At 41.8% G+C, this 12,705-nt stretch carries 11 protein-coding genes; 6 read left to right on the plus strand and 5 right to left on the minus strand.

Features of this window, described 5'->3' with window-relative positions:
• Positions 1-87 precede the first annotated feature (87 nt).
• From rplM to DV872_RS01050, 5 genes are all read left to right on the plus strand, one after another.
• The gene (rplM, locus tag DV872_RS01030) at positions 88-516 is read left to right on the plus strand and encodes a 50S ribosomal protein L13 (protein ID WP_114627968.1); all 429 of its coding nucleotides are present in this window, start codon (positions 88-90) and stop codon (positions 514-516) included.
• 14 nt (positions 517-530) lie between these two features.
• Positions 531-920, plus strand: coding sequence for a 30S ribosomal protein S9 (rpsI, locus tag DV872_RS01035; RefSeq protein ID WP_114628012.1), 390 nt, complete (start codon positions 531-533; stop codon positions 918-920).
• Complete coding sequence (locus DV872_RS01040; protein WP_114627969.1) at positions 874-1,527, plus strand: regulatory protein RecX; 654 nt, start codon at positions 874-876, stop codon at positions 1,525-1,527. Before rpsI ends, DV872_RS01040 begins: the two co-directional genes overlap by 47 nt.
• A gap of 78 nt (positions 1,528-1,605) precedes the next feature.
• Positions 1,606-1,959: a response regulator gene (locus DV872_RS01045; RefSeq protein ID WP_114627970.1), complete on the plus strand. Its 354-nt coding sequence runs from the start codon at positions 1,606-1,608 to the stop codon at positions 1,957-1,959.
• 12 nt (positions 1,960-1,971) lie between these two features.
• The gene (locus tag DV872_RS01050) at positions 1,972-2,247 is read left to right on the plus strand and encodes an acylphosphatase (RefSeq protein ID WP_114627971.1); all 276 of its coding nucleotides are present in this window, start codon (positions 1,972-1,974) and stop codon (positions 2,245-2,247) included.
• Between the two features lie 2 nt (positions 2,248-2,249).
• On the opposite strand, the gene DV872_RS01055 is transcribed toward DV872_RS01050, so the two are convergent.
• Positions 2,250-3,080, minus strand: coding sequence for an AraC family transcriptional regulator (locus DV872_RS01055; RefSeq protein ID WP_114627972.1), 831 nt, complete (start codon positions 3,078-3,080; stop codon positions 2,250-2,252).
• Positions 3,081-3,200: 120 nt separating this feature from the next.
• Here DV872_RS01055 and DV872_RS01060 point away from each other — a divergent pair, with 120 nt between their 5' ends.
• On the plus strand, positions 3,201-4,274 hold the full coding sequence (locus DV872_RS01060) for a uroporphyrinogen decarboxylase family protein (RefSeq protein WP_114627973.1): 1,074 nt from the start codon (positions 3,201-3,203) through the stop codon (positions 4,272-4,274).
• On the opposite strand, the gene DV872_RS01065 is transcribed toward DV872_RS01060, so the two are convergent.
• The 4 genes from DV872_RS01065 to DV872_RS01080 form a co-directional block, all read right to left on the minus strand.
• The gene (locus DV872_RS01065; RefSeq protein ID WP_171832032.1) at positions 4,269-7,613 is read right to left on the minus strand and encodes a DUF5107 domain-containing protein; all 3,345 of its coding nucleotides are present in this window, start codon (positions 7,611-7,613) and stop codon (positions 4,269-4,271) included. The genes DV872_RS01060 and DV872_RS01065 overlap by 6 nt on opposite strands.
• A gap of 178 nt (positions 7,614-7,791) precedes the next feature.
• Entirely contained in the window at positions 7,792-9,258 is a 1,467-nt protein-coding gene (locus DV872_RS01070; RefSeq protein ID WP_114627975.1) for a M48 family metallopeptidase, read from the minus strand.
• Positions 9,259-9,431: 173 nt separating this feature from the next.
• Positions 9,432-11,003, minus strand: coding sequence for a diguanylate cyclase (locus DV872_RS01075; protein WP_114627976.1), 1,572 nt, complete (start codon positions 11,001-11,003; stop codon positions 9,432-9,434).
• A complete protein-coding gene (locus DV872_RS01080; RefSeq protein ID WP_114627977.1) occupies positions 10,981-12,642 on the minus strand; it encodes a bifunctional diguanylate cyclase/phosphodiesterase in 1,662 nt (553 codons plus the stop codon). Before DV872_RS01080 ends, DV872_RS01075 begins: the two co-directional genes overlap by 23 nt.
• Positions 12,643-12,705: the final 63 nt, after the last annotated feature.

A 12,705-nucleotide genomic window follows, 5' to 3' on the forward strand; every position in this document is an offset into this window, starting at 1 on the left:
CCGTATTGACAAGATTATGCCATTATGTGAAAATTGCGAACCCGTTACGACTATATAAAAGACCCTTTAATAAGGCAGAAGAAAAGAATGAAAACAATATTTGTAAAGCCGCTCGAATTAGAGCGAAAATGGTTCATCATTGATGCAGCCGGACAGCCTCTTGGTCGTGTCGCTGTGAAGGCAGCGGACATTTTGAGAGGAAAGAACAAGCCGTTCTATACTCCCCACCAGGAAGTGGGAGATTACGTGATCGTTGTCAATGCTACTGAAGCAACTCTTTCTGGTAATAAGAAAGCGGACAAGATGTATTATCGTCACTCAGGATACCTTGGTGGACTGAAAACTGAAAACTATGAAAAATTGGTTTCCAGAAAGCCCACCGCTCCCATGGAAAAGGCTATCAAGGGGATGCTTCCGAAAGGAACCCTTGGAAACAAGCTTCTTTCCAATGTCAAAGTGTATGCCGGTGCGGTTCATCCCCATGCGGCACAGCAGCCTGTAAAGATTGAGATGTAGGGAGAGGAACAGTGATTAAAAATCTTGCACACGGTACCGGAAGAAGAAAAACAGCAACCGCCCGCGTCTATTTAAGACAGGGAAAAGGTGAAATAGTAGTCAATGGAAAATCAATTTCTGATTTTTTCCCCATTGAGCAGCAGGTAACAATGATCAAGGAACCCCTTGTTGTCATTGATGCAGCTGAAAAGTATGACATTCTGATTACAGTAAGAGGTGGTGGTATCACCGGTCAGGCAGGAGCCTGTCGTCATGGTATCTCCAGAGCACTTCTTGATCTTGATGAAACCAACAGACCTACATTGAAGTCTAATGGATTCCTCACAAGAGACTCCAGAATGGTAGAGAGAAAGAAATATGGACAGAGAGGAGCTCGTAGAAAGTTCCAGTTCTCAAAGCGTTAATATTTTTATTGCATCTCTGCAGAAGAGGGGCTCTGGAAAAGAGACTGTTACGGTCTCTTTATCAGACGGCTCCTCTTTTTTTATGCCCTTAGCTCTGAACGAAAGCTGGGTTCCCGGCTATATCCTCACTGAAGAGGATATAGCTCTCCTCAGGGTACAAGATTCTTATGTGAGGGGAAAGGAGTGGGCCGCCTCCCGTCTGGCTCTGAGAGAGGATTCTTCAGGGCGTATGGCGCAGAAGCTGATGCAGCGGGATTACTCTCCTGCTGTTGCGAAACGAATCGTGGCCGATCTCGCTGATTTGGGATTTCTGGATGATACACGTTTTGCATCCCTCTGGCTCAGGGATAGGATGAGAATACACCCCGAGGGGCGGGATTCTCTACTTGCGGGGCTTCAGAAACGGGGTGTTCCTGCCGATACGGCCAGGAGCTGTATTACTGAAAATGTGAGTGACGAGGATGTGGACGCAGGTCTTGAACGTCTGATTGAAAAGCTTACATCCCGCAGTGTCATAAGTGTTGAAAAGCTGATTAAGAGACTTCAGCGCCGCGGCTTTTCCTATTCTTCCATTAAAAATAAACTAGATCGTGACAACAAAGTGTAATTCTGTCTATAATATGATCTGTAAACTCGTGTACTCTCAGGCCCTCAGGCCTTGAGCTGGCAGAACTAGGAGACATACATGGCAGATAACAAGGCTGTTCTCGTTGTTGAAGATGAAGACGCCATCAGACTTACTTTACGAGATTATCTTCTGAGAAAAGGTTATAAGGTTTGTGTCGCCTCCGACGGTGTTGGGGCGATTAAACAGCTGCTGGACAATCCTGATATTCAGATTATTGTAACCGACTACCGCATGGATATTCTGGGTGGTGACTACTGGGTGAAGTTTCTTGATCATTACTGTAGTGATAAGGATATTTTTATCACCAGCGGTTTCCTGAGACCCGAATTCCCTATTCCCTTCAAAGTATTCTACAAACCCTACGATTATTCTGATCTGGAAGCGGCTCTTGCCGGCGTTCTGGAGAAATAAAGTTATAATTTCATGGATGAAGTGATCCGTATAAAAGTCAAAGGCCGTGTTCAGGGTGTGGGGTTTCGCTACTACACCTGCCGACAGGGGCGTCGCCGTGGACTCTGCGGCTGGGTAAGGAATGAGCCGGATGGTTCTGTTCTTGTCCATATACAGGGTTCTTCCGAGGGGCTTGATGATTTTCGCAGCTGGCTTAAGAAAGGGCCGCCATCGGCCAGGGTGGAGAGTACAGTGGAAATACCAGCTCCCTTTGATGAAAGTCTTATTGATTTTAATGTGACATATTAATCTTATCTTATCAGATGATAACGTTGTCTGAATTCCCTGGGAGAACTCCCCGCATGTTTTTTAAAGGCTCTTGAAAAATAGCGGGAATCCGTAAAACCCAGTCCCATACAAATATCTGTAATACTCAGACCACTCCACAGCAGCTGTTCTTCGGCATGCTGCATTCTAAGTTCCCTCAGATACTGACCTGGAGATTCTCCTGTCAATCTCTGAAATTCCATACGCAGGGTATTATAGGAATACCTGGAATTATGAAAATAGCCTGGAATCTTTCTGCTGCTTCCCATATGTCGGCGGAGTATCAATTTCATTTCATCAAGGAGAATAGAATCTCCTGATATGGGGGGGGGACTGTCCAGGGGCAGGGTCGACTGCAGTAGACAATTGTAGAGGAGGGCGGTACTTCGGAGTCGGAACTCATTTGCTTTGTTTCTGTACAGTTCGACCAGACTTTCCAGGTTTCTTTGAAATTCACTACGTCTGGTGGCATGAAGGCTTGTAACAGGAAAAGAAGGGTTCAATGTATTTTCCTTCAGCATATATTCCGCAAGATTTCCCCTGAAAAGAACCCATATCTCCTTCCATATTGTCTGTCCGGGGGGGCCGTAGAAGTGGCTGACACCCGGGAACAGAAAGAAACAGTCACCTGCTTTGACATTTACTTCAGCAGTTTCGTTCGATTCAAAGCTGCCGCTCCCTTCACAGATATAAACCAGTGCAAACGCATTGAGAGTTCTCCAGTGTTTAAGTCTGCTTTTGACATTCTGTGTTCTTCTTCCCGCCGCCAGTATGTCCAGTCCGGCCATGCGTCCGGCTGATTGTGTTTTTTCCATATCTGCCTTTTATAATCAAATTGTCTACATTTTATAGCATTAATTCGATTTTAATTACCATAAAACGGGTTTAAAGTTAATCAAATAGGTTTCATAAATATTGATATTCAGGAGATCAGCATGAATAAAAGAGAAAATATGCTCAGAACATTGAGACGTCGGGGATTTGAAGAGATTCCCTGTGATATGGAGTTCACTCCTCCTAAGGAAGAAGAATTCCATCAGAGAATTACGGATAAGAGTATTCCAGAGTATTATGATCTTTCACACAGAGTCACCCAGCGGGAATACATTCCAGGGTATGAAGGTGATGGGATGCAGCTCTTTGATTTTATGGATATACCCGAAGGGTTTAAGGTTGATGATTTTGGAATCGGCATGTCACCGGGGTCGGAAGAGGCCTTTCATATGGTTCATTTTCACAGTCCTCTTGAAGGTGAGAATACAAGCCTCCAACAGATTCAGGAATATAAGCTCCCATCTCTTAAAGAGGGATCTGAAGAGAAGTGGTGTGATTTTACCGCTGATTGCCGCCGGGACGGCTTTGCCGCTTTCGGCTGGATGGAGCAGACTATCTGGGAGAGAGCCTGGCTTATCCGCGGAATGAATGATCTGATGATGGACATGATGATGGATGATGAGCGGGCAGTCTGTCTGTTGGACAGGGTCACTGCCCACTCCATAGAGGCATCAACAAGCTTTGCACGTGCCGGTTATGATATTGTTGCCTTCGGGGATGATGTGGGTATGCAGAGTACGGTAATGATGAGTCCTGAACTTTGGCGGAAATGGCTCAAGCCAAGACTGGCGGAGGTCATTGCTGCCACTAAGGCTATAAAACCGGATATTCTTGTGTTCTATCATTCATGCGGCTTTATTGAGCCCTTTATTCCTGATCTGATTGAAATAGGTGTGGATATTCTCAACCCCATACAGCCTGAGTGTATGGATTTTAAAAAGATTCATGATCAATACGGTGATCAGATCTCTTTCTGGGGCGGAATCGGAACACAGACAACCTTCCCCTTCGGCAGTGAGGAGGATGTCCGGGCTGCCGTCAGGAATCTTGTTGATATCTGCGGTGAAAAGGGCGGGATCGTTGTAGGTCCCACCCATGTCCTTGAGCCTGAAGTTCCATGGGAAAATCAGGAAGCCATGATGGATGAGCTTAGAAAACTCAATAAAGCACTATAGGGATAGACACAGATTAGTTTTCGACTCCCACAGCTCTTTAAAGAAGGAAGCTCCCGGATAAACAGGATTGACTCCCAGAACCTCAGTCAACTCATCCAGAGCTTCCTTTTTCAGTCCCAGGCCGTAGAGTCCTAATGCCTTCAGGTAGGAACAGTAGGTTTTATTACGGAGTGTCAGGTCTTCTTCAAAGATCAGGAGATCCGGCAGTGAAACAGCAAAATAATCAATGACAGGCTCATCATCCTTATGGGTCTCTGCCCAGTCTATCAATGTTTTGAATCTTTCCTTCCCTTTTTCATCCTCACCCAGTCTTATCCATGAAAGTCCCTGATAGTAGATCAGTTCTGCTGATTGGTCGTTGTAATACATCGCTGAACCAGGAATCTGTTCCCCCCGGGTGGCGGATTTGTAATACTCTTCCGCCTCTTTATTTTTTTCCTGTGCCCTGAGGGCTTCTCCCCGGAAATAGTCCAGTTCGTTCTCTGTTACCGTATCGAGTTTTCCCTCTCCCAGGTTGTCGGGATAGATTCCTGCCTGATGCAGCAGCTCTTCTGCTTCCTTGTGTTTTGAATCGTTCATTTTATACAGGGCTTTTAAAATCAGTGCTCTGACATACTGAGCCGAGACTTTACCTTCACCCCCTTCCCATGGCTGAAACTGGCGACTGGTCAATAGGTTCAAAGCCTCATCAAACTGTCCAGTCAGATTTAGGAGAGTAATCTTCTCTATGGTGAGATCATCCCGTTTTTCAACATTGTCAGGATACTGATCAAGGAACTCAAGGCGGAAGTCTATGGAGCGGCCCTCTTTCTTATAGTACTGATCCAGCTCAAACATGATCCGGGCATCAGTGATATTCAGCAGAAATGCATCTTCCAGCAACTTTCCGGCATGGGCAGGGTTCCCATCTTTATTGTAGGCGGCCAGGGCCAGATTCCTTTTGACCGTCGGGAACTCAGGTTTTTTGTCAGCCCCCTCTTTCCAAAGTGTTATCGCCTTCTTATAGGAACGTCTGTAGTAATAGAAATTTCCAAGGTAGTAGGGTATATATCCATCACCGGGAGCATCTTTTCTGAGTTCTTCAAGGATCATGACAGTCTCACAGCGGTTGGGGAAACAATAATCGGGTGAAGCCTCAGACGCCAGCTCAAGCCATCTGTAATACTCTGAGTTGTCAACAGCTGCATTGCCAGATGATTCGGAGATTCTTTTGATGCAGTAGGCCGTGTAATATCTGAGAAGGGCGTATGAGCCCTCTGATTCCGCCCCGGCGGCTTTAAGGATAGTCACTGCCTGTGCATATTCTCCACAAAGCATGTAGTCCAGTGCCAGTTCAAGGCATGACTGTTCGTTCTCTCTTATCACATCTTTGAACTGCTCTTCAGATTCTGCATCCTGTGCGGCCAGGAGATACTTTTCATACCATGCTCCATTGTCAAGGGGATCAATCTTAAGGAGATCTTCCAGGACTGTTGCGGCAGCTTCGATTTTTCCTGAAAGTCTGAGGATGATAGATTTCAAATGGAGGGCTTTTCTGTTATGAGCCCCTGCAGCAAGTGCACGATCCGTTTCAAGGAGAGCCTGATTCAGATTACCCCTGCTGCATGATATTTTGGCCAGTTCTGTATAGGCTGCGCCCTGCCAGGCACCATTCCAGCATGCCTTGTAAAACTTTTCATATGCTTTCTCATCATTTCCCAGATAACGCAGTGTCCAGCCAAGATGATACAGGGCTTCTCCGTCATAAGGATTTGGATTACGCCGGGTGAGTCTTGAAAAAGCCTTGTTGAAATACTCTTCGGCTCCCTTGAAATCCCCTTTATCCAAGGTTCTTTTTCCCATGGCCGTAAGAATACGGCTCTCTCGGGGATCTCTTTTCAGGCCTTCCAGATAGTAGTCTTCCGGATTTCGGGTGGCATGCCTGTACTGTTCCAGATGAAGTCCTGTAAGATAAAGCTCCTCAACAGACTGTATTTCAGAAGGCATGCCGGGATCTGATGCAGGCTCCGGTATATCATCTGCCTCACCGCACTCTTTCCATGCCTTCAGAATCTCTTCATTTCCGGATTTCAGGATAAGGATAAAATCTGCCTCAGCAGATCCTTCGGGTCTCTTGACAGTTCTTGATTCTGAAACTTCAGGATTCATATTCATCTTTTCTGACCAGATCAGTTCATCCCTGCAGTACAGTTGGAGGTTCAGATCCCGGCGCACTGATGTGACATAGACTCCTGTGGTAATTGCTGCTTCACCGATTTCCAGTGAAAGGGCGGCTTCTGTTGAAGCATTGCTGACAGTGGGGAGATCCTTATAGGGAAGGAAATTCTGTCGGAAGACTTTCTCTTCTCCCGGCTGCAGCCAGCTGAAGTCGGGTTGGTTGTCCGTAAAGGCTCCTGTCATCAGCTCAATATAGGGACCGTCTTCATCGGTCAGGTTTCTATCCCAGGCCTTTCCGAAGTCGCCGTTACCCCAGGTCCACTGTTTCTTTCCGGGGACCAGATGGTGATTGGCAATATGAAGCATTCCGGTCTTTTTTGCATGGTCATAACAGCCCATGAAATCGTAGTCAGAGTGATAGGCCATATAACTTGTGGGGACAGGGATATTTTTGTACCGGCTTATATCAACACCTTCGGAATAGTCCATTTTGTAATAGGTGCCTGTGGCAATGGGGAAGGTGGATACATCTCTTTTACCGTGATCCATAACGGCATGAACATCCGGTGGGAAAATAGACTGGTAATCGTCTCCTACACTCACTGCCGGATTGGCCCACCATAAAAATGTTTTGGGAGAGGATGAGCCGTTGTAGAGTCTGGCTTCAATTTCAAGTACTGCCTTTCCGGGCTGGAGAGTGAAGGCTGTGGTAACGCGGGTACGGCTCATCCTCTCTATTTCTCCGATCCAGACTGTGGCGCTGCCATCTTCATTTTCACATATTCTGTGGTCCGTAGGATCATAGGTTCCCGGGCGATGGTGCTGAGGCCAGTTGAACTCAATACCCCCTGAGATCCAGGGACCTGTAAGTCCTACCAGTGCAGGTTTTATTACCTGATTGTAATATACAAAATGGCTGTCATTTGTTTTATCAAAGGCCATTTGAACGCGGCCCCCGAGTTCAGGGAGTATCATGATTTTCAGGTATTTATTTTCGAGGATCAGAGCCTTCCATTCTTTATCACTTTTTTCTCTTCCTACCGATTCAATTACAGGGTAGGGATACACAGAACCGCTGGAGCCCTGGTACACTCGTTTTTCCAGAAACAGGGGATTTTTTTCTTTGGGGCCTACAGGGTAGGTGGGGATGATTGTTTTTTCTTCGCGGACTTCTGTTTTCATTTTTGAATTCTCCATTCCAATTCGATACTCAAACTATTTTAAGTTGATCCGGGGAATTCTAAAATGGATAATCTTAACGATGGATGGATTATCTTATGATTTATTTACGGGGAATATCCCCGGGTTTTTGTTTTCAGCAGCAGTGATCCGGGCCATTGATATAAGAGACTGTCTCATATCAATGCCGGGATTCTAAATTTGAAACCTTCTTTAATCCCTGTTCAATAGATTTGAATAACTGTGTGTCACCTTTAATGAGTGACAGATAACGATCTGTATTCAGTTCAAAATCCGGATTATCAACTTTATTTCTGCAAAGGATACTATGCACATCCTCCATTCTATCTAATTTTGCAAATAGAGCGATGGTCAGTATCTGGAAGGGAAGTCCACTTGAATAGGGCATCTTTCTGAATTCACATAAAGCCCCATCAAGGTTGCCTCTCCGTATCTCATAAAGAAACAGGAGTGTATGTAAAGATTTTGGATGATAAGGATTCTTCTTTATAATCTGTTTTATTAATGACATCTGCTTATCCCATTCTCCGGAAGCCATTGCATTGTAATAAGCCGCATAGGGTGAAACTATGCTGGAAATCCCATAGACTTTAAGGATCTGTTCTGTGTCTTCCTTCAGTTTAGAAGTATCGTTTCTAAGGTAATGCTGCCTTGTCATGCTTAACAGTGCAAACAGATTCTTGGGTTCATACAGAAGGGTCTGTTTGTACAAATCCCGGGATTGACGCAGATAATCTGAATTTAACTGATTATCAAACAGATATTTCAGAGAATAAAGATGGGACAATCCCCCCATTATTCCGTGATCCTTGAGTCCAGAATTCCCAAGGGAAGACGTATTATTGATTGCATTGTTTAAATCATCAGGGTCCAAAGTGTATATGGGCCTGAGAAAACCTGACAGAATTTGTTGATAGAGAGATTTTTCATTGTCACTGCGTTCAACGTTGTATCTGAATAGAAATCCAAGACTACCTCCAATCTGCTGTGTCAGCTCCTGTGTATTCTTGTCCATCCATTCAATAAATGAATAAGTATATGATTTGAATCTAATTTCCCTGTTCCAGATAATAACTCTGGATATCAGATCTTCTAAGGTAAGGAAGATGGTTAGTTCTTCATATTCTTCAATATAAAAGATCTTCAGGTCATAATCGCATTTTTTGATGTCATTGCATATTTCAATAGTAGGATAATAATTTAAATGATTAAGAATGGATCTGTTAAAGGCGTTTCCTCGCCTACTACAGATCTGGTCATGAAAAATCGATTTGTTCAGGGGATCAAAGTGTAATTGAATAAAGGGAAAACGAATAAAGGGTATTTTTTGAACCTGTATCACTTGTTCGGGAGCCAATTCTTCAGTTGATGCTGCTTCTTTGATTCGGGTGAAATCAAAGTCGGCAATATATCTTCCCCTGGGGATTTTTATCTTGACCGCATCTGTTTTTCCATCTGTTTCATAATAGGTCTTTAATTTATTTTTCAGCTTATATACAGCGACTCTGATGATTGAATTATCAGAAGTATCAAAAGTAGGATTCATGCCGAATACATCTATGGCGAGAGTCAATTCCTTTATATCATGAGCCTCAGCTGAAACTGAATTCGCAATAATATATGACAATAACTCTTTCATCCTGCTTGATCTACAAAAAAGAGGATGTGACAGTATTCTCGACAGATATTCATTTATAATTCTTTTTTGATATATATCCATATATTAATATTAAAATTATATAACTTTGATGCTTAAAGCAATACTAAGAATTTCTTTCTGTCAAATCATTTATTAATTTTTTATGAAACAACACAATTTCTGGTTGAGCGCTTTCCTATGTATAAGTGTTGATCTGCTATATTGATTTGGTCTACAAAGCCTTTTGCATCTCTCGAAGATGAGACACCGAAGGTCATTGTTACCTTAATCACTATGCCGTCATAGATGAATCTCTTTTCTTCAACAGCCTTCCGTAATTTTTCAGAAACCAGGACACCCTCAGCACAATTAGCGGAATTGATAAAAATTAGAAACTCCTCCCCACCCCAGCGGGCAGCCCGGTCTTCCAATCTGATATTTTCTTTCAATACTTTTGCCAGTTCCTGCAAGATGTAATCTCCGGCATCATGACCATAAGCATCATTGATGTTTTTAAATTTATCTATATCTGCCATTATGATGCAAAAATCCTGTTTATCTCTTTTGTATCGAGAGCTTTCTTCCTCTAATCTCTGAAACATTGCTCTCCGGTTGGAAAGACCAGTCAGGCTATCCACAAATGCCAGCTCTTTCATCTGATCATAGGCTTTCGATAGCTTCTTTTTTTCTTCCCGCAGCTGAAGGTTGTCTCCCTTAATGCGTTCTGATACTTTCTTCTCAAAAAAATAAAGTAGAACAATAACCAGGAGGAGTGAAATAAATAAGATGAATAAAAAATGAAAAATCTTTATTCTATATAAGTCTTTTAATTGATTCTTTTCACTTTTTACATAATTATCCAGTTCATCAAGATTGATTCCGGTAGAGATCACCCAGTTGTATTTCTCATAGACTTTTGCATAACTGAGCTTCCTGATAATTTCTTCTGATACTGGATCTTTTATATTATAGTCGGTAAAGGCTTCACCATGATGTTTTAAATTTTCCAGTTCAACCAGACTCTGCAAGTTTCCTTCATGACCGTTTGTCAATATTGATATAGTAGAGCCTTCGATATCAGGTATCTCTGGGTGTACCAGTCGAAGTGAACAACTTTGACCACCCTCATAGTTGAGAATTTGATCAAGCCAAAGATTATTATCCTCTGGTAAAGCCGTATCATAAATGAATGAACGAACTTCTTTTAAAAAGTAATTATAGAAATTTTCAGATAATAGAAAAACCTTTATTTCATATCTGTCTGAAACAATTGCCTTTTTAGCAATGGTGACACTCCGAATGATACTCTTATCATCGTTGGAAAGGGAGCTTGCAAGGATCAATCGGGATTCCAGATCTATTATTTGATAATCTAATTTCCCAAAAGGGAGCCACAGCGGGCCTTCGGCCAGGACTTCATTAAGCTTATCAGCCTTAATGAGATAAGACATTCTATCGATTAATGCCTGTGCCGTGATATCAAAATGTGTTTTTAATAATGCCTCTAAATGTATGATTTCTGCAATTTTAGCTTTAACAACAAATTCGGCCCTGCTTCTTTTTTGCTCCAGAATACCAGCACTGACCTGTTTAATCCTCTGATTGTATTCATCTTTAATTCCTAATATATATATCACCGAAAAGCACAGTGTCTGAATAATAAGAATAAAGATACTGGCCGTATAAAAGAGCTTTCGTCTTTTTCTTCTACTATTGAGGTCCATCATTATCATTCCCTTTGATTCTCGCTGGTTTAGAATAAATAAATCCCTGTATAAGATCACATGAAGTCTTTTTTAAAAGCCGCAGCTGATCTTCATGCTCTACTCCTTCGGCAACCACAATATAATTATTTGCATGGGCAATGTCGCAAATTGCCTTTACAAGAATAAAGCTTTTTTCATCATCACAGATATGATCAATAAATGATTTATCAATTTTGAGTTCATTAATGGGTAGATTCTGTATATATGAAAATGAAGAATAACCGGTGCCGAAATCATCTAGAGATATCTTTATACCCAGAATCTGCAGTTCATTCAATATTTTAATAAAAGATTCATAGCCGTCAATAAAGATATCTTCCGTAATCTCAAATATTAAACGTTTGGGATTGACCCCGGTGATGTCAAGAATCTTCCTGATAAAATCTAAAAAAACAGAAGATTGAAAATATAGGGGAGGAATATTTATTGAGACCTGAACATTACTGTCATATTGCCTGTCAATTTTATTCATATCAGCAAGAACATACTCAATTATCATGTCAGTAAAGGGAATCGTCAGGTTCATTTTATGAATGATGGGGATGAAAATGTCGGGAGATAAAGAACCTAATATGGATGAATGACATCGGGCAAGAGCCTCAAGGCCTAAAACCTTTGTTCCCTCCATATCATACTTTTCCTGATAACATATATAAAATTCACCCTTTTCCATGGATTGTTGAATCTCATAGGATAAGATATTTTCCGATGTTAATTCTTTTTCGATTTCAGGATTATAGAAGACATGAGTGTTATATTCTTTGATCTGGGTTTTTTCCATAGCCATATTTGCTCGTGAGAATAACTGGTTGAAATCAAGTCCATGGTCGGGATAGATCACTCCTGCGCTGTGAATAAAAAGATTTACATTTTTGCCGTCCTTGTAAATTCCTTTTTTAAAATACAACTTCATATTCTTCAATTTAGTTTCTATTTTGTTCTTATCTTCGTTTTTGATCCACAGACAGAATTCAATGCCTCCTATGTGGGCAAGTGAATGGTTTTCATCTATTACTGTAGATAAAAAGTCAGATACAATCTGAATTAAGGTGTTGCCGTACTCTCTGCCGAATATCGAATTTATTATTCGAAAATTTTTAATATCTATAAGCAGCAGTATCCCGGAGTCCACCCCTTCCTGGATGCTTGTGTTTACATGTTCGGATATCCAGCTGATATTTCCCAGCCCCGTGATTCTATTCGTTCTTTCTAATCGGGTATTCATCCGACCTATTCTTATAATTGAAACGATGGAAATAATTAAAAAAATGGAAATTATCATGATGATAAGATTAGAAAGGTATGTACCCGGATCAATTTTTTTATTTTCAATTACCAGGTAGGTCATATAAAAATCCAGTGAGATTAAAAGACCGGTGATGATTAAAATCAACTCTCTGATTTTCCTCGAGATATGAGGTCTCATAATATATGCAATGATTATGAAGAGCAGAATAAGAGCATTGATAATCACAATGAATCCATAGCTGGATCTGTAATTCTCATAATCAATAATCAGAGTAAGTATTGAGAATACTCCAGCTGCCCCGATGACAGGGCTGAAATAATTTAAATAGCTCTCTTTTATCTTTTTCCTGGTTTTCATAGTTTACTGATTTTCATAGTTTGCTGATTTTCATAGTTTGCTGATTTTCATAGTTTGCTGATT

Origin of the sequence: Oceanispirochaeta sp. M1 (genome assembly GCF_003346715.1) — a bacterium.
GTDB lineage: Bacteria > Spirochaetota > Spirochaetia > DSM-2461 > DSM-2461 > Oceanispirochaeta.

What these genes read in the sequence shown, in the direction of transcription:
- DV872_RS01075 (WP_114627976.1), bottom strand. Translation starts at nt 11,003, where the DNA reads ATGATAATGATGGACCTCAATAGTAGAAGAAAAAGACGAAAGCTCTTT.
- DV872_RS01065 (WP_171832032.1), bottom strand. Translation starts at nt 7,613, where the DNA reads ATGAAAACAGAAGTCCGCGAAGAAAAAACAATCATCCCCACCTACCCT.
- DV872_RS01055 (WP_114627972.1), bottom strand. Translation starts at nt 3,080, where the DNA reads ATGGAAAAAACACAATCAGCCGGACGCATGGCCGGACTGGACATACTG.
- DV872_RS01045 (WP_114627970.1), top strand. Translation starts at nt 1,606, where the DNA reads ATGGCAGATAACAAGGCTGTTCTCGTTGTTGAAGATGAAGACGCCATC.
- DV872_RS01080 (WP_114627977.1), bottom strand. Translation starts at nt 12,642, where the DNA reads ATGAAAACCAGGAAAAAGATAAAAGAGAGCTATTTAAATTATTTCAGC.
- DV872_RS01050 (WP_114627971.1), top strand. Translation starts at nt 1,972, where the DNA reads ATGGATGAAGTGATCCGTATAAAAGTCAAAGGCCGTGTTCAGGGTGTG.
- rplM (WP_114627968.1), top strand. Translation starts at nt 88, where the DNA reads ATGAAAACAATATTTGTAAAGCCGCTCGAATTAGAGCGAAAATGGTTC.
- DV872_RS01060 (WP_114627973.1), top strand. Translation starts at nt 3,201, where the DNA reads ATGAATAAAAGAGAAAATATGCTCAGAACATTGAGACGTCGGGGATTT.
- DV872_RS01040 (WP_114627969.1), top strand. Translation starts at nt 874, where the DNA reads ATGGACAGAGAGGAGCTCGTAGAAAGTTCCAGTTCTCAAAGCGTTAAT.